This window comes from Flavobacterium sp. DSR2-3-3 (assembly GCF_049896585.1).
GTDB lineage: Bacteria > Bacteroidota > Bacteroidia > Flavobacteriales > Flavobacteriaceae > Flavobacterium.
The window spans coordinates 78,117-104,955 of sequence record NZ_JAFCUP010000007.1 but is presented as its reverse complement, the minus strand read 5'-3'; the positions used below and the strand labels follow the sequence as shown (position 1 = coordinate 104,955).

Sequence of the window (26,839 nt, the reverse complement as noted above, 5' to 3'; positions counted from 1 at the left end):
CTTTGACTTGTTCGCGTATTTCGGGAATTTAATATTTAATGCAGAGCCAAATAGCTTTTAGATTTAGGCCAATAATTTTACCCCAATTTTCTTCCGAACAATCTTGGGTAGAAGCAGACGCATCCTCGATTCCGGAATTGTTGAACGCATAATCCAATCGGCCAAATGCGGCAATCGTTTGTGCAACCATTGCTTTCCTTTCATCGGTTTTTGAGACGTCCCATTCAAGAAAAATGGCTTCACTAACTAATTCTTTGATAAGGTCTACCATTTTATCATTTTCTTTCCAGTCTGCTACGGCTACTTTGGCTTTTTTTGGCGAAAGCAAGTGCAGTGCCTCTACCAATTCCCGAGCAACCACCTGTCACTAATGCTACTTTGTTCTTAAATATTGTTTCCATGATTTGGTTTTTTTAGACTATGATTTTTCTTTTTGTTTTTTGTTCTGCTTCCAAAATATTTTCGATTCCTTTTATCAAAGCATCTGGGTTAAAAGAGATACTGTCAATGCCTTCATTTACTAAAAACGTGGCGAATTCAGGGATGTCGCTGGGTGCTTGTCCGCATAGCCCCACTTTTATTTCATAACGCTTCGCCACTCTTATGGTCTCTTTTATTAACGCTTTGACAGCAGAATTTTCTTCGCTGAACAAGTAACTCACTAATGCCGAATCGCGATCTAGCCCGAGAGTGAGTTGGGTTAAATCATTGGAACCAATAGAAAAACCATCAAAGAGTTTTGCAAAATCATCCGCCATCAATACATTGCTTGGGATTTCAATCATAACATAAACTTGCAATCCGTTGATGCCTTGTATCAAACCATTTTTAGCCATTTCGGCCAATACACGTTCACCTTCTTCGACCGTGCGGCAAAATGGAATCATCAGTTTTACATTGTGAAGTCCCATTTCGTTACGTACTTTTTTCATCGCCTCGCACTCCAAGGCAAAACCTTTTCGATAGAAATCACTATAATAACGCGATGCGCCCCGAAAGCCAATCATTGGATTTTCTTCATCAGGCTCAAAATATTTCCCTCCGATGAGGTTGGCGTATTCGTTGCTTTTAAAATCACTCATTCGCACAATAACCTCTTTTGGATAGAAAGCAGCGGCCACAATAGCTACTGCTTCGGCGAGTTTGTCAACGAAATATTTTTTAGGATCTTCATAGCCGATTGTCAATGCCGCTATTTCCAATTTTACATTCTCATCCTGTATTTTTTCAGGTTCGCACAACGCCAGGGGATGAATTTTGATAGTATTCGAAATCGCAAATTCCATCCGCATCAAACCCACACCCTGATTGGGGTAATGGCTTAATTCAAAGGCTCTTTCTGGATCAGCAAGAATTAGCATCGGATCTGTTTTAGGCATTTCAAGTTTACTGAAATTCTGTTCTGTTATTTCCCATTTCAATTTCCCGTCATAAATATTGCCTACTTTGCCCTCTGAACAGGATACCGTAATTTCCTGTCCGTTCCGTATTGTTGTGGTTGCATCTCCACAACCCACCACCGCAACAGTTCCCAATTCACGGGCGACAATGGCGGCATGGCTGGTGCGTCCGCCTTTGTTAGTAATAATCGCCGAAGCTCTTTTCATAATGGGATCCCAGTCCGGATTAGTCAAATCAGTGACTATGATCTCTCCGTTTTGCAACAAAGCACCTTCTTGCGGATTGTTCAGAATTCGGGCTTTACCCGAAGCAATCTTATCGCCAAGAGCTATTCCTTTACTCAGAAGCGTGCTTTTTTCTTTTAATGTGTATATCTCCCGAACCTGCTTATTTTTTTTTCCGTGAACGGTTTCTGGGCGTGCCTGAACAATGAACAATTGGTTATTCAAACCGTCTTTCGCCCATTCAATATCCATTGGTTTCTGATAATGTTTTTCAATTTTAACGCACCATCGGGATAGTTGGATGACTTCTTCATCGATTAAGGAAAATTGATTTTGTTTTTCCAAAGTCGTTTCGGTATTTACAATTGTGTTTTCTGCTGAGCTACTTTTTGATGTATCGGAATAAATCATCGTGAATTCTTTTCTGCCACATTGTTTTTTCAGCATTGGATTTAGATCCGGGTTTTCTAAAGTAGGCTTAAAAATCATCCATTCATCTGGCGTGACGGTTCCCTGAACAATATTTTCACCCAATCCCCAGCATCCATTTATAATAACAGTATTTTGGAATCCGCTGTCTGGATCTATGGTAAAGGCAACTCCTGAAGATGCTTTATCACTCCGCACCATTTGTTGCACACCAACGGAAATTGCAATGTCTAATTTGGCAAAATCCATATCATAACGGTATTTTATGGCGCGGTCCGTAAATAAGGATGCATAGCACCGGCGAATGGCTTCGAGCAATTGTTGTGCTCCGTTAATATTCAAAAATGACTCCATTCTTCCGGCAAAACTGGCGGTCGGTAAATCCTCCGAAGTAGCGCTGCTTCGAACCGCCACATCTAGATTGCTTGTGCCGCATTGTTCGCCAAGCGATTGGTAAGCGACCTCAATTTCAGTACAAATCTCCCCCGGAATAGTGGCTGATAAAATAAGATTTCTGGCTTTTTCTCCAATGGAAGAAAGATTTGAATAGTCTTTAGTATCCAGTGACTTCAGCAACTCTTGAAGCGGCTGTTCCAGATTATTTTCTTTGCGGAATAATCGGTATGCTTCGGCGGTAACTGCAAATCCGTCTGGAATGGCGATGCCAATTGGGTTTAGCTGATTGTACATTTCGCCAAGAGAAGCGTTTTTGCCCCCAACTTTGCTAAGGGATTCAATACCAATTTGATTGAAAAACAGGATGTATTTGTACTTTTCCATTTCATTTTTTTTAAATAAAAACAAGCTTTCTTTGGAGGCTGTTAAAATAATAGTATTAAAAAACAGGAAGGGGCTTTAAATTAATCCGATTATAAATTTTGAAATTTAGCGGTAGGTTTAAAATTTACAGGAGACTTACAGTTTGAAAGAAACGTGAAGTAGGATATTCTTCTTGCAAAAACTAATACTGTAAATTTAATTAAATATTTTTTCTAATGTTAAAAAATAGTATTTATTTTAGTATTTAAGTTGTTGTAAATCAAATTAATGTGTCTTTTAACCGGTATTTTTAAAATATTATTATTTTTGGCAAGAGGCGGTGATTGAGGGACGTTTTTTTAATAAGAAGTTAGTATAAAGAACGGATAATTTTTATTTCAATTGGTTTTTAATTTGCCATTCAAGTACTTGTGATGCTTTATCATTTGGATTTTAAACCCTAGTTTAATCTTTACGATAGGACGTAATTTTATGTTGTGAATTTTCTGTTTAATTCAAAATTAATTTTATTTTTGTAATGAAACATATTACTACTGTGATAAAAGGATGGAAAGGTTGTTTGTGAACATTGAAAAAAACAATAATGCAACCGCCAGAAATTATTAATTTTTATTAGTACCATTAAAGAAAAGTCTCATATTGATGAAAATACATCCAAAACCGGAGAATGAATTAGAAAGACTGAAAGCTCTGAAAGAATATTCGGTACTAGATTCATTACCAGAAAAAGAATATAATTCCATCACCCAGCTTGCTTCCTACATTTGTGAAACTCCCATCGCACTTGTAAGTTTAATTGATAATCAACGGCAGTGGCTTAAATCTACCGTTGGAATAGATGTTATCGAAAGTTCCAGAGACGATTCTTTTTGCCAATATACCATCATGGGTGATGGTGTTTTCGAGGTAAGTGACGCTTTGGAAAATGAAATATTTGCTGATAATCCTTTCGTAACGGGAGCTCCCAATATCCGATTTTATGCTGGAGCACCTCTTCAGGATGCAAATGGTTTTAATTTAGGATCACTTTGTGTTATGGATACAAAACCCAAAATGCTTACTGAAGAACAAAAAAACGCATTGCAATTATTGGCCGATCAGGTTGTTTTGCTACTAAATTCGCGGAAGAAAAATATAGACCTTAATAAATCGCAGAGAGAGTTGCAAAATTTTATAAACCTCTCTAAAGATTTGGTTTGTATTGCAAATGTAGATGGATTATTTTATAAAGTAAATCCAGCATTTACAGCTGTTTTAGGGTATTCCAAAGAAGAACTGGAAGGAAGTCCTTTTGTCAACTTTGTTCATCCCGATGATTTGGCTTCCACGTACCACGAAGTTGAAAAACTTTCTAAAGGGGAATTGACCATTAGCTTTGAGAACAGGTATAGATGTAAAAACGGGAAATATGTTGTCTTGAGCTGGAATACTTCTCCAGATCCTGCTACTGGAAATCTATATTGTATTGCCCGAAATATGACAAAAGAGAAAGAAGCAGAACAAAGCTTAATTGATGGGAACAGATTACTGGATGAATCGCAAAGTATTGCAAAAATTGGCAGCTGGAAATTTGATTTGGTTACTAATGACCTAATTTGGTCGGAAGGTCATTATCGTATTTTTGAAATTGACAAGTTGCCTACGGATCAATTGTATAAAGCATACAGAAGCAGAATTCATAAGGATGATTTAGCAAAGCTGGATAAAGTCAGTGAAAATGTGAACAAAACTGGAAAAGATTTCAAAATCAAATACCGAATAGTATTTCCGGATCAACGAGTTAAACATATATTAGAGATTGGTCAGCCTTTTAAAAATGAAAATGGTGAGGCGACCGTATTAAAAGGTATTGTTCAGGACATCACCGCGATAACGATCGCCGAACAAAAAATCATTCAAAAATCGAAAGAAATACAAGACATCCGATCGGCTCTTGATGAATCCGCAATTGTATCTATTTCAGATCAATCAGGACTGCTTACGTACGTGAACGATAATTTCTGTACTATTTCTAAATATTACAAGAACGAACTTATAGGCAAAGATCAGCGCAGTATAACTGGGCATTTTCCTAAAGAATCGACTAAAACCGCATTGCGAACCATTGTTAAGGATACTATTTGGAAAGGGGAAATACGCAATTTAGCCAAAGACGGTTCGTACTACTGGGAGAAAGCCACAATCGTTCCTTTTTTGGATGAAAAAAATAAACCCTATCAATATATTTCAATAAGTACGGATATAACGGATCAAAAAAACGCAGAGGAAAATTTAAATTATGCGTTGCTGAATCTTGAAAAGAAGAATAAAGAACTCGATCAGTTTGCTTACGTAGTTTCTCATGATTTGAAAGCTCCGCTCAGGGCAATAAATAATCTTTCGGAATGGATTGTTGAAGATATGCCGGATATGCCAAAAGAGGCAAGCGCAAACTTTGATTTATTGCGCGGGCGTGTGTTACGAATGGAAAACTTGATTAACGGAGTTTTAGAATATTCCCGTATTGGTCGGGTTGAAATTGAGAAAGAAACCATTGATTTGAAACTGATGCTTAACCAGGTGATTGATTCGATAGTTCCGGCTGAAGGTTTCGAAATCGCAGTTGACGACAACTTTCCGATTATTATATCTGAACGAATATTGCTGCAACAGGTGTTTAGTAACTTGATTAGCAATGCAGTAAAACACAATAATAAAGCTTTGGGGAAAATTGAATGTCATTATCAATCGGTATCTGGTTTTCACCAATTTAGTATCAAAGATAATGGTCCCGGAATTGCGGAAGAATATCATAAAAAAGTATTTAAAGTTTTTCAAACTATTGAGGCACGCGATGTTAAAGAGAGCACCGGAATAGGATTGTCTATTGTCAAGAAAATTATTGAAGAAAAAGGAGGAACAATTTATATTGAATCCGAACAAAATAAAGGGTGTAGTTTCATTTTCACCGTACCAAAATAAATACAAATGGAGGAATATGAAAAGAAGTGCCAAGAAGAATTGGTAGCTCTTAAAAAAGAATTTGAAGAGTTTATTTATATTGTCTCACACGATATTAAGTCGCCAATGAGAGCAATAACAAATATAACAACCTGGATTGAGGAAGATTTACGAAGTGTTGTAAATCAAGACGTTTTGACTAACTTAGGATTGTTGAAAAACAGAGTATACCGTCTTGAAAATATGATGAATGCATTGCTGGAACTTTCCCGTGTTGACAGAACAGAATTAGAATTTTACGAATTAAATATTCCTAAAATGATTGCGAATTGTATTGATTTATTTGACCGCGAATTAAATGTCGACTTTCATTATAAGGCTAATATCGTTAATGAAAATTGTGTTACTTTAGGTGTGAAAATGCAAAAAGTAGTAATGAGTGTCCTTGATAATGCCGTTCGCTTTCATCATGAAAAAAATAGGAAGGTATTCATTGGCATCGTAGAAAATGACAATGATTACGAAATAAAAATAAGCGATAACGGACCCGGAATACCAGAACAGGTCATTCATAAAATTTTCTCTATTTTCTACACCGTTAATTCTAAAGATATTGTGGATACAACTGGAGCAGGATTAGCTATCAGTTATAAAATCATGAAATTAGTGGGAGGGAAAATAGAATATTCTTCTGGTTTAGAGAGCGGTTCGGTTTTTACAATAAATTGGCCCAAAATAATAACATTAAAAAATTAAAATTATGAACCAAAAATTGGTAAATATTTTATTAGTCGAAGACGATGAGGTAGATGTAATGAATGTAAAAAGAGCATTTTCTAAAAACAAGATTATGAATCCGCTTTTTGTAGCCGGAAATGGAGTGGAAGCACTCGAAATGCTGGATGACAAAATTATTCCTTTACCTAAAATCATTATTTTGGATATTAATATGCCAAAAATGAATGGAATCGAGTTTCTTAAAATTATAAGGGAAAATGAGAAGCTTAAAAATATTTCGGTTTTTGTTCTGACCACTTCAAACGAAGATAGTGACAAGATCAATGCGTATAATTTGAACGTTGCCGGTTACATTCTTAAACCGCTTTCTTTTGAAAAATTTCTGACCTCAGTCGCAACGCTAAAAAATTTCTGGCAGTTATGTGAAATGTAATTTATTTAATTTGTTTTGATTTTGGGACACACAAACATCTTGCTGGTTGATAATAGGAAAACCACTATTGAAAATATTAAAAAGTCTTTTTCAGAGGTCAATATCAAACATACTTTATTTTCAGCAAAAAACGAAAATGAGGCATGGTTAATGTTAAATGGCACCCATAAACTGACACCTGTTCCTAAAATTTTACTGATTGATGTGAATAGAACAAAGAACAAAGGAATAAATTTATTAAATGCAATACGGAATCATCCGCATTTAAAATCGATTTTGGTGTTCGTAATTACGGACTCAGAGCACGGTAAAAATAAAACAGCAGCTTTAGACTTAAATATTGCCGGATACATTCCGCTCTCATTCGAAAGGGAACAATTAAATCATTTTTTCTCGGTATTGAATGACTATTGGAATATCATTGAATTTTCCAATCAAAAATAATAGCACCCTATGGCCGTCGTATTAAAAATATTAATAATCGATGATGACAAAATCGATTCCATTACCATCAGCCGTTCCATATCTAAATCCGGAATTATTGCTGAGGTAGACAGTGTGTTTTCAGCAGATGAAGGTATAGAAAAGATTCAATCATTGAAGTATGACTTAATTTTTTTAGATTATATGATGCCGGATACGGATGGAATTTCTTTTTTGAAAAAAGTAAGAGAGTCCGGAATTGAAACCCCGATCATTTTTGTAACCTCACAAGGAGACGAAAAAATTGCCAGCCAGGCGATATTAAGCGGTGCTTCGGATTATATTCCGAAAACCTTATTGACTCCTGATGGAATTTCCCAAAGTATCAGAAATGCCATTAATTTACATGACAGTATAAAACTCCGAAAAGATACAGAGTTAGCTTTAAAGGTAAATGCTAACCGACTACTGGAAGCGCAAAAGCTGGCTAAAATAGGAAGTTGGGAAATCAATTTAAGCAACAATGAAGCCTATTTTTCAGATGAATTCTTTACTATTTTTGAAGTAGAAAATCAGGCGATTGCTTCTGTTGATTTTTTTAAATCATTTTTTACTGATGCCAAAGATCTAGCTCTTTATGAAAATAATCTTGATCATGTCAAAAATACAAATGCAGAGGTACAGTTCCAGCACAGCATCACCAGTAAAAAAGGGACGTTAAAATATATCAATGTATTCATCAAGTGTTTGAATGACGGAAATGGTAAACCTTGTAAAATTTTGGGAACCATTCAAGATATCAGTGAACAAAAACGTACGGAAGCAGAATTAATAAAAGCAAAAGAATTAGCGGAAAATGCGGTCGTTATAAAAGAACAGTTCCTTACCAATATGAGTCATGAAATTCGGACCCCGATGAATGGAATCATAGGATTTGCCAGAATTCTCGAAAGTACAAATTTAGACAATGACCAGAAACAGAGTGTGGAAGCGATAAAAAAAGCCAGTCATAATTTGATGTTTATTATCAATGATATTCTTGACTTCTCGAAAATTGAAGCTAATAAAATGACTTTTGAAGCCGTAAATTTTTCTTTGTCAAAAACAGTCAATTATGTGATTGAGTTGCTATTTTTAAATGCAAAAGAGAAAAAAATAAAATTGTTATCCAATATTGATCCGAATATAAACGATAATTTAATTGGAGATCCTACAAAACTGTCTCAAATTTTAATGAATCTGGTTGGGAATGCATTAAAATTTACCGAAAAAGGATATGTGGAAATGGTAGTTACTGAAATGCTGGAAACCGAATCAGATTCGCTAATCAAATTTTCAGTAATCGACACCGGAATTGGTATTCCAGAAGATAAAATCGATTCTATATTTGAAAGTTTTAACCAGGCTTCAAACGAAACAACCAGAAAATATGGAGGAACCGGACTTGGTCTTACTATTACTCGAAAACTAGTTGAGTTGCAGGGCGGAAAGATTACTGTTGAAAGTGTTGTTTCTAAAGGAAGTGAATTCTCTTTTTCATTAAAATTTAAAAAGACTCAGAAAGGAACTGCCAGCAACACTAAATTAAAAAATACAGTAATCGCTCCCGATTTTTTAAAAGACAAAAAAATACTTTTAGTGGAGGATAATGAATTGAATCAGCTTCTTGCAATGAAAGTTTTTGGAAAATGGAACAAAGAAATTGATATCGCCGCTAATGGAAAAATTGCGATTGAAAAGATAACGAATAATGATTATAATATTATTTTGATGGACATCCAAATGCCGGAAATGGATGGAAATGAGCTGACACGTTTCATTCGAACCAAAATGGGGGACAAATCTATGATTCCTATTATCGCCTTGACCGCCCACGCTACAGTAGAAGAAGAGAAAAGATGTTTGCATAACGGAATGAACGATTACTTGTCGAAACCGTATGATTTTAATGTGTTATTGGAGAAATTACATCTGAATTTGATTGAAAATAAAGGGAATTTGATACTACCTCCCGATTTAACAACACAAGAAATGACAATGGAAAAACTCATTAATTTCAAATATTTAAAGGATTTCGCAGATGGAGATGACACTTTCATAAAAGATATGGTTTCCATTTTTTTAGAAAAAACGCCTCAAACTATGGCTTTAATCCTTGAATCGAACAAAAATGATGATATCAAAACTTTAAAAGAAGAAATTCATAAACTAAAATCTTCCATCAGTTTATTGGGTATAATCAAGGCTTCTGAAAGTGTAAATAGTATTGAAAAAGAACTTGAAATAAATCCTTTGGGACTAAAAAGAAAAGAGGAAGTTATTCATTTAAATGAAATTTGTCAATTAGCCATCAAAGAACTAGAGTTGGTGGAGGAATATTAAATTTCTTAAGTGAACTTTATATTATTATTGTAAAAAGTGTATTTTTATTAGGTAGTACCAAAAGCTTAATTAGAAATATTTGCTAATAATGGAGAATTAAATAATAACTAAAATCGTTTAAACTATAAACGTAGAAAAATTTTGTATGAAGAAAATATTAATTGCCGAGGATGATGAAATGATGTTGAAAACCATGGAATTCAGATTGGTAAAAGAAGGATATCATGTGATTTTATGTCCAAACGGACAAGTTGCTTTAGACAAAATAGTTGCAGAAAATCCTGATTTAATCATTTCCGACATTATGATGCCTTTCATATCGGGATTGGATATCGTAAATAAAGTAAAAATAGAACTCAAACTAAATATCCCAATCATTATACTTTCGGCTGTGGGATTGGAAAAAACAGTTCTGCAGGCTTTTAAATTGGGAGCAGATGATTTCATAACAAAGCCTTTCAGTCCGAATGAATTGTCGGTGAGAGTAAAACGACTTTTGCTACAAAAATAAGAATTGGAGTAGTTTTTTTTTTCTACATAATGACATAGTTTTGTATATTTCTATTGAGACATTTCGTTTTATTATCGTAAATCGAAGCTTCGTAAACTCAAAAATTAGGCTTTATTAATCCTTTTTCCGTTTGCGAAGTTTGCACTGAGCGACGTCAAAATGCGTTTGTTTTTATGTTTTTTCTGAAATTCTTAATGATGAGTAACTTTACTCAACTAGTTAAAAATAAATTATTCTGATTTGTAAACATGAATGGACTGTCCTACTAATTTCCATTTTCCTTTAATTTTCTCTAATATTCTAATTTCATAAGAGTAGCTTTTTGTACCGTCTTTAGCCGTTGATACTTCGTTATGGCTTACCCATGCATTATTTTTGTTGATGCTCATTTTGTAATTTGTATTTACGGAAGAGCCGCCGTTGCCCATGTTTTTTGTGTCAGTATTTGTCATTAAAGCGGGAGGGACATCGATTGTTGTTCCGGTTGCCGTTGAAATCAAGATGCGGCTGTACGGTTGAATGTGCCAGCATTCGGCATGTCCTTTCCCGTCTCCAGCGCGCCATGTTGCAGATTCTTTTTCTAAAAGGCTGATAATTTTGGCCGATTCGTCAGTTTTTTGGCTGTATGCTAAAAATGGTATCATCAAAAGCAGAAAAAAGGATAATTTTCGTTCCATAGTATTAATGTGGTTAATGGTTATAGATTATATTATTTTTTAAAAGGACTTTACGTAAAAAAAATAGTCACTGTTAATGTAAATTTTATTTTATTGTAAATAAATTTTATTTTAGACTACTATTATTTATAATTTTAAGTTTCTAAATCCATGTGTTGAACCGTATTTAACTTATCTAAAATTACAACTAACACCACTCCATAAATTTGTAATCTTTGCTTGTTTATCTGGCCCATCAAAAATACCAAATAATCCCGATGAAGTCGAAAATTCGTGTCCTAAACTGGTTTTGGAAACCTTGATCACATACGCACTTTCCATTTCAGCCCTAGTTGATCCAATGCTAATTCCTGCCATTGTAGCAATCTTTGGAATAATCGCTGAATCACCGCCCAGGAACCAACCCGCAAAGTACCATTCGGTTTCTGCTGTTTTTGATTTAGATTCTTTTTTCACAAATACTATTGTTAAGCCATTATTCCATGTTGCCATATTTAAAGGTCCGGCTCCGCATTCACTATTTACTCCCATAGATTTTGGTTTGGATTGGAGAACGTTATTTACGACTTCAATCATTTGGTCCAATGGTTTGCCAAAAGGAATTTCAGAGGTTGAACCAGTATTTTTATTTACAACTTGCAACGCATTAGAGGTCAGAATCAATCCGTGAGTGCTTTTAGTTTCAACAGTTGCTGCATTATCTGGAATCTTTTCCTTGCTTTCTTTAACAATGGTAACTGTGGTTTGCGTATCATTGGTTACTGGACTCAGTGATGAATTATTGTCTTTGTTTTTGCAACCGATTAGGATCGCGGAAAGCAGAAGTAAAATAGTAAAGTATTTCATAATATGTATTTAGCTTAATTCTTTAATTTTCGAAATAATTTTTTAAATTATAAGAATCTAGCGGATTACCAATTTATTATTGCAGCCACGAATTCTTATTTTATTTTTAAAAAAACAGTATAATTTGTGCTTGACTTTTTCTGGCATTCGGGTACAGTAACTTTTGTTTTAAAACGCACATTCGCAACAAATGATTGATGTTTGAAATTATAGTTAAATATGTTTCCGTTTCTAAGTTAGTCAAAGCATTAGTTTGTAACAAAAAAAGGACTATTATTTGTTTGTGAAATCGCATAAAAAAACCGCTGCATTGTTGCAACGGTTTGTAAAAGAATAAGTTGAGAACCTTATTTAGGCATAACTACAGTATCAATTGCATGAATGATACCGTTAGATGCAGCTACATCAGCAAGGACGACTGTTGCAGTTCCGCCTTTAGCATCTGTCAACATCACTTTTCCGTCTTTCAAGCTTAAAACTATTGTGCCACCTTGAACAGTTGTAACGGTATATTTTCCGTTATTTTTGTTGATTGCATCAGTTACTGTTGCAGCATCAAATTTTCCAGAAACAACATGATACGTTAAAATTGCTTTCAGTTTATCAAGACTTTCTGGTTTCAATAGACTATCTAAAGTTCCTGCAGGAAGCTTATTAAATGCTGCATTATTTGGTGCAAAAACGGTAAAAGGACCATCCCCACTTAATGTTTCTACTAATCCCGCTGCTTTTACTGCTGTAACAAGCGTTGAGAACTCAGTATTTCCTGAAGCTACACCTACAATGTTTGGTGTTTCAGCAACGGCCATTGTGTCTACTGCCACGACTGTTGTATCAGCCATTTCTGTTGTATCAGCTTGTTTTTTCTTTCCACAAGAAGTAGCGATTACTCCTATTAATACAAATGCACTAATTGTTGTTACTAATTTCATAATCAATGTTTTAAGTTTAAATTAAATTAAGATACTCAAATATACACATTTTTATTATTTTTTTAATAAATTTAACAAATAAAAAAGTACCGGTTTTTTTGAAGCAATGCTTGCGGTAATTTTAACAATATAGAATGGATGAAGAAAGTTCAGATGTGAAAAAAAACATGAAATATCTAAGTTGAAAAACATCGCAAAAGTGCCATATTATTAAAGTACTTAAAATCTGTTCCGTTCAACAAGAATTTATTTATCGTTGCTAATTAAGTTGTTACACTTTTATTTTTGCAGATATTTTTTTACAATGTTGTTTCAAATGCTGCATTTGTGAAATTATATTCTTCAATTCCGTTGTAAGTTGCTGTGAAATTTAACTTAAGTTTTACGACTAAACGGCCATCAATCATTGTTTTTTCAACAATTGTAAAACTTCCATTTGTTGAATATAATTTCCAGTCTTCAGCTATGATGGTGTGCGTGCCAAAACATTTTGGAATTCCAATGTATTTTCTAAATTCTAGTTTTTCGGTGTTACTTAAATCGTCGAAATAATAAGTGCCAAGTGGCATCTTGGTCAGGAATTTTGTGAAGTTTTTGAATTGAATGTTGTATCCATTTAAAGAATTTGATTCATACCTAACTGATAAATTTGCCGAAGATTCTTGTTCAGTTCTAGTTATATCAGAAAATTGGATTTGATCATTTAATTTTATGTAATCATTAAAAGTATTACAAGTGCTCGTTCCAAATTCATTAATTTCAATAATACCATTTATTTCTATGGATTCGGAATTGCTTTTTAAATTGTAAATTCTTTTTAATAAAGTGCCACTAAATTTAATTTTCAGCTTCTTATTCGCAACGAATTCAAATTCTTCAATACGAATAGTTGAAGATGGTATATAATCAGGCGTTGAAAATTCCTCATTAGAAAAAGATTTTTTGTTAACAAATTTCGCATAAGATAATTCTCCATTTCGTAATATTTCAATGGTGAATAATTCAGAGGTAACAGTACCTTTTTTTGACTTTACACTTACATTTATTTTTTCATCGCAGATATAAAAAGAACTAACATCGATTATTTCATCAGTAATTTTCTCTCCATTAATTTTTAATTCTACTTTATTGGCAGGTTTTTGCTCCAAAATCAGAATTTCTTCTTCCTTATTTGGTGAGCAACTTAAAAAGAAGATTGTAAATAATACTAATGAGTTTTTCATATTTTATTAGTGTGGTAATTTTTGCAATGCGATTATTGTTCGTTAAATATAGGTTGCATTGTTCGTTTACAGTATTTAACGAAACTCTGGCTATTGTCAAATTTTTATTTGGATAAATAATAGATAATTCGTCCGTCTGAATAATTAGTTAAAATCATATTTTGACCGTCATAATCTATCTCTACAACGAACTTATTATTTCCGATTTTTAAAACATTGTTTTTTGGTTCTAATAAATCAGGGTTAAAATAATTTTCAATACTAATTATGTATGAATAGTTACCAGTTTCGTTTAAATAGGTATTTCCATTAATATTGACACTATTTGATTTAAACTCAAATGTAGAATTTCCATTTTGTAAAACTTTTAGTTCATTATTTTTCTTCTGCGTGATATTTGTTAAATTCCAGAAACCGATAATTTTTTCATTAATATTTGTTGTTGAGTTATCTGTTGAGCAAGAAACAAAAACCATCATAAAAATAGGGAGGAAGAATTTGAATTTTTTCATGTTTAGTTAGTTTAAGTTTTACAATATGAGTTGCGCTAACGATCGTGATTTATTAGTGCTTTCAAGAGCAAGATTATTCTACGGAAGAGCACTTTACTTAGATGTTCATTTCAATCAACTTTTGATTCAGTTGTTCATGATCTATTTAGTTTGTTTTAATTCTACTTTTTTATTGTCAATAAATAATCTGCAGCTTACTGTAAAAAAACCTGAAATATTTGTTTTAATATCTAACTTTTGTCCCTCTTTGTTTATTAGATTACCTGATAAATTACTGGGGGTAATAAAATTTAGTTGTTCATCTTGCAGTTCATTATTTACATAAAGGTTTTCCCCACTGAACCAATTATTAGTTATCTTAATGACGGTTTCTTCGTATTTTGCAATCCATTCACTCTTCATTGTTAAATTTTTTTTTGTTATTTGGTTTTCTTATTATTTACAAGTAATGCCGATTTACTCCAAAAAAAACTGCAGTCAATCTATTAAAAAGTGAATGATAAAGTTTTGTTTCGTTTTATGTTTCCCAAATATATAAATAATTATTTACAAATTATTGAAAGAGCTTTGGTATTTGTGAGGTGCTTCCTATAAGTTTAGAAGCTTTTTATTAATCGGTTTTGCGTGAAGGATGGTAGTGAAAATCCTTTTATGAAGCGTAGCGCAATAAAAGATTGCAACATACAGCCTGACCTTGTTGCCAGACAAATAAAGTAATTTATACAATAGCACTGCAACAAGGACACGCCACAAAAAAATAAACGTCATAAAAAAACCGACTTGTTTTCACAAATCGGTTCGTATTTAAAGTATATTTTTGTTTATACAAATAAGCCTTCGATGCTTAAATAATGTTCGCCGGTGTCGTAACAAAAAGTTAGCACTGTTGCGTTTTCGGGAATTTCGAGAAGCTTTTTGGCTACTGCCGCCAATGATGCTCCCGATGAAATTCCTACGAACATTCCTTCTTCTTTTGCCGCTCTTTGGGTATAGGCAAATGCTTCATCTTTGCTTACTTGTATGGTTCCGTCCAGTAAATCGGTATGTAAGTTTGTGGGGATAAATCCTGCTCCAATTCCTTGAATAGGATGGGGAGCAGCTGCGCCTCCGCTGATAACAGGTGAAGCTTCCGGTTCTACGGCGTATACTTTCAGGTTGGGAAAATGTTGTTTTAGTATTTCGGCACAACCCGTGATGTGACCTCCGGTTCCTACACCAGTTATCAAGTAATCCAGTCCGTCAGGGAATGCTTTTATAATTTCCTGAGCGGTGGTTGTTTTATGAATTTCAATATTGGCAGGATTATCAAATTGAAGCGGTGACCAAGAATTAGGTATTTCGGATACTAATTCCTTTGCTTTTTCCAGTGCTCCTTTCATTCCTTTTTCACGAGGCGTCAATACAAATTCGGAACCATAAAGACTCATGAGTCGGCGTCTTTCTATAGACATCGATTCTGGCATGACTAACACTAATTTATAGCCTTTTACGGCTGCAACCATCGCAAGTCCAATTCCTGTATTTCCGGAAGTGGCTTCAATTATGGTTCCTCCCGTTTTTAATAATCCTTTAGCTTCTGCATCTTCAATCATAGCAAGAGCGATTCTGTCCTTGATGCTGGCTCCGGGATTTGCACGCTCTAATTTGATCCAGACGTTGTAGTTAGCGCCGAACAAACGATTGATTTTTACGTGTGGCGTGTTGCCTATTGTTTCGAGTATATTGTTGTATTTCATAATATTTATATGGAGAAAAAATTAATATCTTTTATTTCCTGTTGATTCAAAACAGTATTTTTATTGGATTGCATGACAAACGAATACGGATTTACACTCTTGGTAATAAACGTGTTTCCTCCCACGATACTGTGGTTTCCTATAATGGTACTTCCACCCAAAATAGTGGCATTAGCATAAATAATTACATGATCTTCTACGGTTGGATGGCGTTTTTTTTCTTGCATGCTTTTCTCGACTTGCAACGCTCCTAAAGTTACTCCTTGATAAATGCTGACATATTTCCCTATTATTGTGGTCTCGCCAATGACGATTCCGGTTCCATGATCAATCATAAAAGGAACGTCTATAGTAGCACTGGGATGAATGTCGATTCCCGTTTTGCTGTGCGCATATTCGGTAAGAATTCGCGGAAGCAGGCAAGAAGTTCGGGAAGCAATTGCATTAGCAATGCGATAGACCTCTATGGCAAAAAATCCGGGATAAGAATTGATTATTTCCTGAATACAATCGGCAGCGGGATCCGTATCCAGAATAGCTTGTGCGTCTTTTTGCATCGAATGATACAATTCCGGGAGTCCGGTGTAAAAAGCTTCGGCATCATCAAGAATTTCATTGGCCGTTTTATCTTTTACAATTTCAGATAAAATAGCAATAAAATTAGCTTTGTTTTGGTCTAAAAGCATTTCGATTTGGATGGTTTCCAAGGCTTTCTCCGGAAATAATATTTTGAATAAATCATCAATCCAATTGATAATTTTAGATGAATCGATGGCTCTTACCCAATTTTTATTTTGGTTTTCATGCAGTGTATTCGAAAAACGGTTGGTTTCAGTACTCATTTATAATAGAATAAAATCAGAATTAAACGAGAAAAAAGACTCGAAATACAAATATAAAGCAGAATTGAATAGGTTCATAACCTTGCTGTGTAAATAAATGTTAATATGTTAAATTCCCACAAAATGGATGCTTTGTGTTATGAATGCTACCGTGTAAAAAACCGATTGACTTTTGCCAATCGGTTTAATGTTTTTAACATCAAAAATAAATTGTGTGGCTTTTTGAAATGATAAAAAATTTTAAGACAGTGGTAATTCTCTAATGAGATTTCGCTAAAAGTTACTTGATAAAAATTCTGTTTTTTGAACTAATAACTTTATTGTAAACGGCATCAAAAGTGTGATGTTTAATGAAATCGGATATCTTTTTTAATTCATTGATTTGATGCAAAGTCGAGCGTTTGATAACGTGCGACATTTTAATTATGGTGTCGGTATTGTCATCAATCTCCATCGCCACTATAGATAGAACAATATCTTTTTTCATGATATGCCCCACCATTCCTTGCTCTGTTACAGCATTAAGCTGATGGAACTTTTCTGCAATTCTCAAATTTTGAATGCCTTGATAACTATAATTTTGTTGTTTGTCTAAAAAGGTTTTCTTCAAATTCAAAATTAAAGAATCATTGGTGGTATTTGCTAAGCCAGCGGTTTCCACTTTTATAATCGAAAATTGAACAGCTGTATTTTTTTTAAAATGTAATAGAGTATTTATACTTCTCTTGCTGGTTACAACAGCTGAATGATGTTTTCTAAGCGTTGATTGGTGGCCCGATATACCAAAGCTGTGTTTGAAAGTTCCCTCCGTGCAATAGACAAATACAATTGAAGATGTGCTTAATGATTCCATACTTAGCGTTACATCATCAGAAAATGTTAAGTTAACCATGATAGAAGTAATACCATTTATAAAGGTTATCGCATCAATATTTCCCTTAATCAAATCTGTATCTAATACTAATTTAAATTCGTTGTTGTTTGAATTTAAAACGCCATCACAAGAAGTTTGCAAGTCATAAAAAACTTCATTTATTGTACCGGTATTCAGATATATATTTTTCATTAGACATCTATTTAAATAATTATAAAAAAGAAAATGGATTTCGATTAATTAACTATTTTAACGTATCCAAATTACGGAATAAGCGTTGCAATTTTAGTTATGTAATTCTGTTTAAAACTTTCATAATTCTTGTGTTTGGCGTTGCATTTTTACAATGTATCCATCCTATAAAAAAATCCGATTTGCTTGCACAAATCGGATTTTATATTCATTTTTCAAAACATCATGTAGCGGTGCATTGCAGTGCGTCTCTGCGTTGTTTTATTTATTTACAAGTGGATTACTTCGCCATACGCATCAGCAACCGCTTCCATAACTGCTTCGCTCATTGTTGGGTGTGGGTGAATTGATTTTAGGATTTCGTGTCCTGTAGTTTCAAGTTTGCGCGCAACAACCGCCTCAGCAATCATATCAGTAACACCTGCTCCAATCATGTGACATCCTAACCATTCGCCATATTTGGCATCAAAAATTACTTTTACAAAACCATCCGGAGTTCCGGAAGCTTTCGCTTTTCCTGAAGCTGAGAATGGGAATTTTCCAATTTTCAGTTCGTAACCTTTTTCTTTAGCTTGTTTTTCAGTCAAACCTACAGAGGCAATTTCTGGAGTTGCATAAGTACAACCCGGTACGTTTCCGTAATCGATAGGCTCTACATGAAGTCCTGCAATTTTTTCCACACAATTGATTCCTTCAGCCGAAGCTACGTGCGCTAACGCTTGTCCTGGCGTAACATCACCAATGGCGTAATAACCTGGTATGTTCGTTTGGTTATAAGCATTTACCAAAATTTTATCTTTGTCAGTAGCAATTCCCACTTCTTCTAATCCGATATTTTCAATGTTGGTTTTGATTCCAACAGCCGAAAGTAAAATCTCTGCTTCCACAACTTCTTCTCCTTTTGCTGTTTTTACAAATGCTTTAACACCAGCTCCGGTAGTATCAATTCTTTCTACTGATGAGTTCGTCATGATTTTAATACCTGCTTTTTTCAAAGAACGCTCCATTTGTTTCGAAATGTCTTCGTCTTCAACAGGAACTACATTTGGCATAAATTCTACGATGGTAACTTCAGTTCCCATAGAGTTGTAGAAATGTGCAAATTCAACTCCAATGGCTCCGGAACCAACAATAATCATTGATTTTGGTTGTGTTGCTAATGTCATTGCTTGTCTGTAACCAATTACTTTTACACCATCTTGAGGCAAGTTTGGCAACTCACGAGAACGTGCTCCAGTGGCCACAATGATGTGATCCGCACTGTATTCCGTAACTTTATTTTCTTTGTCAGTAACATCAACTTTTTTTCCTGGTTTAAGTTTTCCAAAACCATCAATCACGTCAATCTTATTTTTTTTCATCAAGAATTGAACCCCTTTGCTCATACCGTCAGCTACAGTACGACTGCGTTGCACAACAGCAGGGAAATCTTTGTCAAATGATGAAACAGTCAATCCATAATCAGAAGCGTGTTTTAGATAATCAAAAACCTGAGCTGATTTTAGTAATGCTTTTGTAGGGATGCAACCCCAGTTCAAGCATACTCCGCCTAAGTTTTCTTTTTCTATTATGGCTACTTTAAAGCCTAATTGTGATGCTCTAATAGCCGTAACATAACCACCTGGACCACTTCCTAAAACTATAATATCGTATTTCATTTCAAAGTTTTTTATTTGTTTTTTATTGGTGAAATGAATTCGTAAAAACTCATTTCAATTTGTGTGTTTTTCTTATTTAATTGATTGGGCGAATTTAAGGATTTATTCTGTTTTGAGAAAGTTTCAAAGTAATAAAGTAAGAAACAAACAAATTTTCAGAAAAATACTTTTGTTTTAAACAAATTGCAAAAGTGTAAATCCAGATTTGTTTATTTAACTGCTAAATCTTTATAAAAAAGTAAAGTGAAATTTATGGACATGGATTCAACAGATTTCACGATTTACTCTCTTAGTTTCATTGTTGAAAAATGGAACGCGGATGACTCGGATTAACACTGATTTTAAACTTGAAAGCTTTGCTTATCGGTACCTTTGTTCCTCTGTTCCTTCTATTTCCTTTGCAGCAAAAACTAATTTGCTACCGAAAACTGTGAATCATATAAATTCTTGTAATACCCACTTTCGCGGTTGATTAATTCCTGGTGCGTTCCTTGTTCTACAATCAGTCCTTTATCCATGACCACAATTTTATCAGCATTGACAATCGTTGCCAAGCGATGCGCAATCACAATAGAGGTTCTGCCTTTTGTAATTGTTTCAGTAGCACGCTGAATCAATTCTTCAGAATATGTGTCTATCGATGACGTGGCTTCGTCCAAAATTAGAATACTTGGATTGCTCACGTACGCTCTCAAAAAAGCAATCAATTGGCGTTGTCCTGACGATAACATAACGCCGCGTTCCTTCACATCAAAATCATAATTATCCGGTAAGCTCATAATGAAGTCATGTACGCCAATTTTTTTGGCTGCGGCCAAAACTTGTTCGCGACTAATCTCAGGATTGTTTAAGGTGATATTATTGAAAATAGTATCTGCAAAAAGGAAAACATCCTGCAATACAACCGCAATTTGTTTTCGCAAGGAACTCAATGAGTAATTTTCAATATTATGATTGTCAATATAAATGGAACCGCTGTTGATTTCGTAAAAACGATTCAGTAAGTTAATTATAGTTGATTTTCCGGCACCTGTAGATCCTACAATAGCAATCGTTTGTCCGGCATTCACCTGTAAATTAATTCCTTTAATCACTTCTTCATCTGGAATATACCCGAAATGAACTTTTTTAAATTCAATGTCTCCCTTAAAGATTGGCGCTTCAATAATTCCGGTATCCTGAATTTGGTCTTCGGTATCCAAAATGTCAAAAACACGATTCGCCGCAATCATTCCCAGTTGCATCTCGTTGAATTTATCCGCAATTTGACGCAACGGATTGAATAACATTCCGATGAACATTGTGTACGAAAATAAATCGCCAAAAGTGGTAAAGTTATCTCCATTTAATATTTTGATTCCGCCATACAATACAATAAAACCAAGTGTTAAAGACGAAATAATATCCGCAATGGGGAAGAAGATGGAGTTGTAAAGAATGGTTTTTATCCAGGCTTTTTTGTGTTTGTCATTGATGCTTTTAAATTTGCCGTACTCAATTTTTTCACGATTAAAAAGTTGGACAATCTTCATTCCCGTTACGCGTTCCTGCACAAAGGAATTCATATTGGCAATTTGGGTACGCACTTCCTCGAAAGCGACTTGCATTTTCTTTTGGAATATTCGCGTGAAGAAAACCAGAATTGGCATTGCCACAATCACAATCCAAGTCAGTTTCCAGTTCATGTAGAACATAAAAGCCAGTACTACAACCATTTTCATCAAGTCACTGATAATCATAAATAATCCTTGACTAAAAATTCGGGCAATCGATTCAATATCCGAAACCGAACGCGTCACGAGTTGGCCCACAGGAACGTGATCAAAATATTTCATTCGGAAACTCAAAATATGGCGAAATAATTTTGTTCGAATGTCTTTTACGATGTCCTGGCCTAGCCAGTTCGCCCAATACACAAAGTAAAATTGAGAAAATACCTCTAGTAAAAGTACGATTCCCATCAGGATTACATACATCAATAATCCTTGTTGGTCTTGGGTCGAAATGTAACCATCAACGGTTTGTTTCAATAAATACGGACGCAATGCCGCAAATACCGATAGCGAAATGGCGAAAATAATCACACCATTAAAACGCCATTGATAGGGTTTGGTAAATTTTAATATTCGTTTGAATAATCGGGTATCAAATGCTTTTGCTTTCATATCTTTTGGAGCTGTTCCTGCTATTCGTTGCAATCTTTTATGTTTTTAAAGAAAAAACATAAAAGGATTTTCACTGCTATCAGGGCTATTGCGTAATGTAATCGTATTCTATTTTGGTTAAATATAAACCGTGTGCCGGAACCGAAAAACCCGCTTTATCTCGGTTTTTACTTTCTATAATGGCAGTAAAATCAGCCAACGTAATTTTGTGTAATCCTATGTTTACTAATGTTCCCACTATGGCACGCACCATATTCCGTAAAAAACGGTTGGCCGAAATGGTAAAAATTAAGGTACCGTTTTTTTGTTTTTCTATGCCCTGTTCGGCTGTGCCTCGAGTCCAATAGGCCTCAAAAACAGTGCAGTCAAACGTATTCACATCCGTATTTACTTTTGAAAAACATTGAAAATCAATATGATTTAGTAGTAATTGCGCCGCTTCATTCATCAAATCAATATCTAATTTTTGATGGAAATACCAACTTTGTTCCTGCGAAAAAACATCTTTAAACGTATTGATATGGTATTCGTAAGTTCTTTTTGTGGCATCAAAACGAGTATGCGCCTCATCATGAACAGGAATAATGTCATAAATAACAATGTCTTTTGGCAAGTAAGAGTTGAGTTTGTGTACTAAACTCGGAATGTCAAAGAGGTTTTCAAAATCAAAATGAGCATACATCTCTTTAGCATGAACACCGGTGTCCGTTCGTCCGGCTCCCATAAGATTAACAGCTGTGTTTAATAACACCGAAAACGCTTTGTTTAACGTCTCCTGAATAGAAGCAGCATTCGGTTGGCATTGCCAGCCGTGATAATGGGTTCCGTTGTATGCTAATTTGATGAAATATCTCAAGTGAATTTTTTTGAAGCCACAAAGATACTTATTAATTTTTTTGCCACGAAGTCGCTAAGTCGCAAAGTTTGTTAAGTTTCGATTTGATTTTTTATTTAGAAATCGAATGTTTATTTTTACGACAAAATCCTAGCCCAGATTACTTCACTAAACTTTTATTTTCATAGGAGTTCAGTGAATGTAAACATTTGCAGTGGAAATCCTTTATTATTTTTTCTTTAAAAATAATAAAGATTGAAACGGATAGCGGGACACGAGCGAAGCGAACTGGCGAAGCAAATTGCTCTTAAAAAAATTACTTTGAAAAAAATACTCCTGCTTTCTGATACGCACAGTCACATTGATGATACGATTTTGAAATATGTCGCACAGGCTGACGAGGTTTGGCATGCCGGCGATATAGGGAATTTGGCTGTAACGGATGCGATAAAAAAGCTAAAACCATTGCGTTGTGTGTATGGTAATATTGACGATGCCGCAGCCAGAATGGAATTTCCGTTGCACAACCGATTTATGTGTGAAGAAGTCGATGTTTGGATGACGCATATTGGCGGTTATCCGGGGAAGTACAATCCAAATATAAAAGCAGAAATGGAATCGAATCCTCCAAAATTGTTTATTTGTGGACATTCGCATATTCTAAAAGTCATATTTGATAAAAAGCATAATCTATTGCACATGAATCCCGGAGCTGCCGGAAAAAGTGGTTTTCATCAAATACGCACGATGTTACGTTTTGTGATTGAAGGAGACAAAATCAAGGATATGGAAATTATTGAGATTGAAAAACGGGTCTGATTATTTTTTTCTGATACGTAATAGGTACCATTATTTTTATGCCTGTGCCAGAATCTAATTTGGAATCTATAGTAATAGTTCCTTTGAGATTATTAATTCGCGCTCTGATTTGGTTGAGGCCAAAACCTTCCAGAACATCAAATTTACTGGATTCAAATCCCTTTCCGTCATCCATAATATCGATATCCAGAAAATCGTTGTTTTCATGAATGTTTAATTTTGCCTGATGCGCATGGCTGTGTTTTAAGGTGTTATTAAGAAGTTCCATGATGATGAAATAAATTTTCATTTCGAAATCTTCATCATAACGCGTTTTTCTGTCTACAGAACTGGAGTAATTAAAATGAAGAATCGAATTGGAATTTTTTTCGCATAAATCGTCCAATGCATCAAATAAGCCAAATCTTGCCAAAAGTGAAGGCATCAATTCGTGCGATAAATCCCGAACTTGATTGTGCGCTTCCTCGAGAATGGCTTTGGTTTTTATAATTTCTTCCGATGAAGATTGATTTTGAGACGTATAAGCATGAAGATGTAATCCGGCCGAGGAAAGCAATGCGCTAATGTTGTCGTGCAGAAATGAAGCTATTTTTTTTCGTTCTAATTCCTGCCCGTTTATGGACGCATTGATCATGTTTTCCTGAGCTTTACTTCGGAGGTCTTTTAGTTTATTTTTCTGCTTTAGTTTAGCGTTTTCTGATGAAATGTAAAAAACGATGAATACGAATAGTAAAATTAGAATTACTAAAATTACAATTTTTTTATTTCTGGATTGCTTTTGTAATAAAACATATTCCTTGGTTTTAAACTCGCTTTCTATTTTATCAATTTCTCTTTTATATTCGTCAATTTCAAGATTTATTCCGGCAACATTGGCTTTATTTAGTCGTTCTTGATTGTTTAATTCTTCGGTAATATCATTGAAAAGAGACAGATTTTCGTAGGCGTTTTTATAATCACCATTTTTTAATAAAAACTTAGAATACTCATGATGTGAATAAGATAAGTCTGATTTTTCATTTCCTTTATTTCCTAATTCTATCGCATTTTTGAAAAAAAATTGTGCTTTTTCAGTGTCATTTTTATAATTATAATACATCCCGTTAAGCATGTTTAGTGCAACAACAGTAGAGATGTCGCCATGTTTTTTATGGTGTTTGTTGATATACTTTAGATAAGGTAGTCCTTCATTATAACGGCCAATGTCAAAATAAGCCCATGTCAAATTGAGTTTCGTAAACACTATTTGGGCTGAGTCTTTTATTCTGGTGCTGTATTGTAACGATTTTTTATAGTAATAAATTCCTTTTTCATATTGCTTCTTATCAAAACAATAAATGTTACCTAAATTATTGTTGATCCAGTTTTTTAAAACATCGTTATCGGTTTTGTTGGCATACGTTAAGCTTTTATGGTAATAGAAAAAAGCTTTGTCATATTCAGATAACTGATCAAAATTTGCAGCAATAGTGTTGTAAGCACCCGCAATTAAATTGTTATCTTTGAGTTGGATTGCTTTGCCTAAAGCCAGTCTTGAAAGTACGAATGACTTTTCGTAATTGCCTTCTTTCATCAGCAGTATGGCTTCATTGGAAACCAAAGTAACTTCTTTTTTTGTAGGTATATTTTTTTGTGCAAAAAGGGTATTTCTTGAAAAATTAAGTAATAAAAACAATACTATAATTATTTGTCGGTATGACATAGATACTTTGATTTTTTTTGGATATGTTACTTTGTTGAGGGAATCGTGTAGAAGTGAATGTTATTTTGGATTGCCAACTTAGGATTTAATCAATTGGTGTTTGATTGCATATTTTACCAAACTTATTGAGTTTTTGGCATCCAATTTTTTCATAATATTTTTTCGATGAGTTTCCACCGTATTTACGCTTATAAATAATTGGTCGCTAATTTCTTTACCACTGAATTCAAGTGATATCAAAGTGATGATTTCCAACTCTCTTTCGGTCAATGATAAGTTTCCTGGTAGATAAGATTTGTTTAATTTTGGATTATCTTTAGTAGCAGTGTTGAATATTTTCTCTCGAACAGCTTTACAAAAATATTCCTCCCCATTATAAACAGACTGAATCGCTTCAACAATATTTTCTCCGGCACATTTTTTTGTCAAGTAACCGCTACTGCCTAGTTTCATTACTTCTTTGATTAGTCTTAAATCGTCGTGACTGGATAAAATAATAATCTTACAGGGAAAACCTTTTAAAGCAAATTCTTTTATGACTTCAATTCCATCTTTTTCGGGCATATTAATGTCTAAAATAAGGATGTCTGATTTGTTTTGGATTACTTCTTCATATACACTATTTCCGTTGACTGAAAACCCAACTACTTCAAATCTAGGATTGGTATGTAGTAAAGTTTTGATTCCATCAATAAGAATTTGATGGTCATCAGCAAGATGAATTCGTATTTTGTTTAACATATCGTAGTTGTTATTGCCAAATTTATAAAAAAAAACAACAGATTCTTTATTTTTTAGACCTTTGTTGTTAATATTATTATTTATTTCTATGAATAAGCAATATCGTATCTAAAACCAATTTCGTTGGATGATGTACGAATTCTTCTTTAAATGTCAAGAAAATATTTAAAAAGTATAAAAAATAGCGGTACAAAAAAACCCGAACTGTTACATTCGGGTTTCCTTCGCACTAATAAACTAAAGTTTATAGGTTTACCTCAATCTGTCCACAGATTTTACAAGATCTTCATCCTTTTTGATGGCCTTATTAGCCAAGACTAATAACACGACAGCAACTACAGGTAGAAACATCCCAATACCTTTCTCCGAAACAGCAGGTGTTTCTCCAGATAGATTTAGTGAACGATATACAAACAATCCTAATAAAATCAAATTTAATATGATATTCAATCTGCCTATGACAAACTGATTTTGTCTTTTTTTATACGAAACAATACTTAACAAAGACAGAGTAGTACTCAATCCTAATAGTATCGTATATACTTGGCTTTGCATGAAATAATACTCCTTACTATCACTCATTGTCCATAACGGAATAAAAAATAGTAAGATGCCTGTAACTACAAAAGCAAGTAGTAAATAAATAGTCTGAATTCGCTGTATCATTTGTTAAATATGTTTTACAAAAATATATTTTCTTTTTTAAAAATACTATTGTCTGATTAAATTTTATTCGTATTATTGCATCATAATTCCGTAAGCACTTCATACTGCGGTTGATTCAATTTAAAGTTTACTACCTATCTTTTACATTATTTCCAAAA

General features: G+C 34.0%; 25 protein-coding genes. 7 read left to right on the top strand and 18 right to left on the bottom strand.

What is annotated here, in order from left to right; genetic code table 11:
• Nucleotides 1-28: 28 nt before the first annotated feature.
• From ACP7AQ_RS11005 to ppsA, 3 genes are read right to left on the bottom strand one after another with little or no spacing between them, the layout of a single operon-like run.
• Entirely contained in the window at nt 29-271 is a 243-nt protein-coding gene (locus ACP7AQ_RS11005) for an SDR family oxidoreductase (protein WP_426095479.1), read from the bottom strand.
• Nucleotides 272-275: 4 nt separating this feature from the next.
• Nucleotides 276-401, bottom strand: a complete 126-nt coding sequence (locus ACP7AQ_RS11000) for a hypothetical protein (RefSeq protein ID WP_426064677.1) — start codon at nt 399-401, stop codon at nt 276-278.
• A 12-nt stretch (nt 402-413) separates the two neighbouring features.
• Nucleotides 414-2,834: a phosphoenolpyruvate synthase gene (gene ppsA / locus ACP7AQ_RS10995; RefSeq protein ID WP_426095478.1), complete on the bottom strand. Its 2,421-nt coding sequence runs from the start codon at nt 2,832-2,834 to the stop codon at nt 414-416.
• Between the two features lie 642 nt (nt 2,835-3,476).
• Between ppsA and ACP7AQ_RS10990 the strand changes: the two genes are divergently transcribed.
• From ACP7AQ_RS10990 to ACP7AQ_RS10965, 6 genes are all read left to right on the top strand, one after another.
• Nucleotides 3,477-5,795 (top strand): PAS domain-containing protein, encoded by a 2,319-nt coding sequence (locus tag ACP7AQ_RS10990; protein ID WP_426095477.1) that lies wholly within the window; start codon nt 3,477-3,479, stop codon nt 5,793-5,795.
• 6 nt (nt 5,796-5,801) lie between these two features.
• Entirely contained in the window at nt 5,802-6,530 is a 729-nt protein-coding gene (locus ACP7AQ_RS10985) for a sensor histidine kinase (RefSeq protein WP_426095476.1), read from the top strand.
• A 4-nt stretch (nt 6,531-6,534) separates the two neighbouring features.
• The gene (locus ACP7AQ_RS10980; protein WP_426064681.1) at nt 6,535-6,945 is read left to right on the top strand and encodes a response regulator; all 411 of its coding nucleotides are present in this window, start codon (nt 6,535-6,537) and stop codon (nt 6,943-6,945) included.
• 21 nt (nt 6,946-6,966) lie between these two features.
• A complete protein-coding gene (locus tag ACP7AQ_RS10975; protein ID WP_426064682.1) occupies nt 6,967-7,389 on the top strand; it encodes a response regulator in 423 nt (140 codons plus the stop codon).
• A gap of 9 nt (nt 7,390-7,398) precedes the next feature.
• The gene (locus tag ACP7AQ_RS10970) at nt 7,399-9,750 is read left to right on the top strand and encodes a response regulator (protein WP_426095475.1); all 2,352 of its coding nucleotides are present in this window, start codon (nt 7,399-7,401) and stop codon (nt 9,748-9,750) included.
• Nucleotides 9,751-9,895: 145 nt separating this feature from the next.
• The gene (locus ACP7AQ_RS10965) at nt 9,896-10,261 is read left to right on the top strand and encodes a response regulator transcription factor (protein WP_426064684.1); all 366 of its coding nucleotides are present in this window, start codon (nt 9,896-9,898) and stop codon (nt 10,259-10,261) included.
• Nucleotides 10,262-10,491: 230 nt separating this feature from the next.
• Here the strand turns inward: ACP7AQ_RS10965 and ACP7AQ_RS10960 are convergent, their stop codons facing one another.
• From ACP7AQ_RS10960 to truA, 12 genes are all read right to left on the bottom strand, one after another.
• The gene (locus ACP7AQ_RS10960; RefSeq protein ID WP_426095474.1) at nt 10,492-10,938 is read right to left on the bottom strand and encodes an endo-arabinase; all 447 of its coding nucleotides are present in this window, start codon (nt 10,936-10,938) and stop codon (nt 10,492-10,494) included.
• A gap of 171 nt (nt 10,939-11,109) precedes the next feature.
• Entirely contained in the window at nt 11,110-11,784 is a 675-nt protein-coding gene (locus ACP7AQ_RS10955; protein ID WP_426095473.1) for a hypothetical protein, read from the bottom strand.
• Between the two features lie 347 nt (nt 11,785-12,131).
• Nucleotides 12,132-12,716: a fasciclin domain-containing protein gene (locus ACP7AQ_RS10950; RefSeq protein ID WP_426064687.1), complete on the bottom strand. Its 585-nt coding sequence runs from the start codon at nt 12,714-12,716 to the stop codon at nt 12,132-12,134.
• 299 nt (nt 12,717-13,015) lie between these two features.
• On the bottom strand, nt 13,016-13,939 hold the full coding sequence (locus tag ACP7AQ_RS10945; protein WP_426095472.1) for a hypothetical protein: 924 nt from the start codon (nt 13,937-13,939) through the stop codon (nt 13,016-13,018).
• A gap of 104 nt (nt 13,940-14,043) precedes the next feature.
• A complete protein-coding gene (locus ACP7AQ_RS10940; protein ID WP_426095471.1) occupies nt 14,044-14,451 on the bottom strand; it encodes a hypothetical protein in 408 nt (135 codons plus the stop codon).
• Between the two features lie 141 nt (nt 14,452-14,592).
• Nucleotides 14,593-14,853 carry a hypothetical protein gene (locus tag ACP7AQ_RS10935; RefSeq protein ID WP_426064691.1) on the bottom strand — a complete coding sequence of 87 codons (261 nt, stop codon included), beginning with the start codon at nt 14,851-14,853 and terminating at the stop codon, nt 14,593-14,595.
• Between the two features lie 419 nt (nt 14,854-15,272).
• Nucleotides 15,273-16,187, bottom strand: a complete 915-nt coding sequence (gene cysK / locus ACP7AQ_RS10930) for a cysteine synthase A (protein WP_426095470.1) — start codon at nt 16,185-16,187, stop codon at nt 15,273-15,275.
• A 5-nt stretch (nt 16,188-16,192) separates the two neighbouring features.
• Nucleotides 16,193-17,029, bottom strand: coding sequence for a serine O-acetyltransferase (locus ACP7AQ_RS10925; RefSeq protein ID WP_426092563.1), 837 nt, complete (start codon nt 17,027-17,029; stop codon nt 16,193-16,195).
• A 280-nt stretch (nt 17,030-17,309) separates the two neighbouring features.
• A complete protein-coding gene (locus ACP7AQ_RS10920; protein ID WP_426095469.1) occupies nt 17,310-18,095 on the bottom strand; it encodes a hypothetical protein in 786 nt (261 codons plus the stop codon).
• A gap of 269 nt (nt 18,096-18,364) precedes the next feature.
• Nucleotides 18,365-19,753: a dihydrolipoyl dehydrogenase gene (gene lpdA / locus ACP7AQ_RS10915; RefSeq protein WP_426095468.1), complete on the bottom strand. Its 1,389-nt coding sequence runs from the start codon at nt 19,751-19,753 to the stop codon at nt 18,365-18,367.
• A 410-nt stretch (nt 19,754-20,163) separates the two neighbouring features.
• The gene (locus ACP7AQ_RS10910) at nt 20,164-21,918 is read right to left on the bottom strand and encodes an ABC transporter ATP-binding protein (protein ID WP_426092581.1); all 1,755 of its coding nucleotides are present in this window, start codon (nt 21,916-21,918) and stop codon (nt 20,164-20,166) included.
• A gap of 85 nt (nt 21,919-22,003) precedes the next feature.
• Entirely contained in the window at nt 22,004-22,774 is a 771-nt protein-coding gene (gene truA / locus ACP7AQ_RS10905) for a tRNA pseudouridine(38-40) synthase TruA (protein WP_426095467.1), read from the bottom strand.
• Between the two features lie 300 nt (nt 22,775-23,074).
• Between truA and ACP7AQ_RS10900 the strand changes: the two genes are divergently transcribed.
• On the top strand, nt 23,075-23,572 hold the full coding sequence (locus tag ACP7AQ_RS10900; protein ID WP_426095553.1) for a metallophosphoesterase family protein: 498 nt from the start codon (nt 23,075-23,077) through the stop codon (nt 23,570-23,572).
• On the opposite strand, the gene ACP7AQ_RS10895 is transcribed toward ACP7AQ_RS10900, so the two are convergent.
• From ACP7AQ_RS10895 to ACP7AQ_RS10885, 3 genes are all read right to left on the bottom strand, one after another.
• Complete coding sequence (locus ACP7AQ_RS10895; protein WP_426095466.1) at nt 23,547-25,274, bottom strand: tetratricopeptide repeat-containing sensor histidine kinase; 1,728 nt, start codon at nt 25,272-25,274, stop codon at nt 23,547-23,549. The genes ACP7AQ_RS10900 and ACP7AQ_RS10895 overlap by 26 nt on opposite strands.
• A 78-nt stretch (nt 25,275-25,352) precedes the next feature.
• Nucleotides 25,353-26,015, bottom strand: coding sequence for a response regulator (locus tag ACP7AQ_RS10890; protein ID WP_426064700.1), 663 nt, complete (start codon nt 26,013-26,015; stop codon nt 25,353-25,355).
• Between the two features lie 252 nt (nt 26,016-26,267).
• Complete coding sequence (locus tag ACP7AQ_RS10885; RefSeq protein ID WP_426064701.1) at nt 26,268-26,681, bottom strand: DUF4293 family protein; 414 nt, start codon at nt 26,679-26,681, stop codon at nt 26,268-26,270.
• Nucleotides 26,682-26,839: the final 158 nt, after the last annotated feature.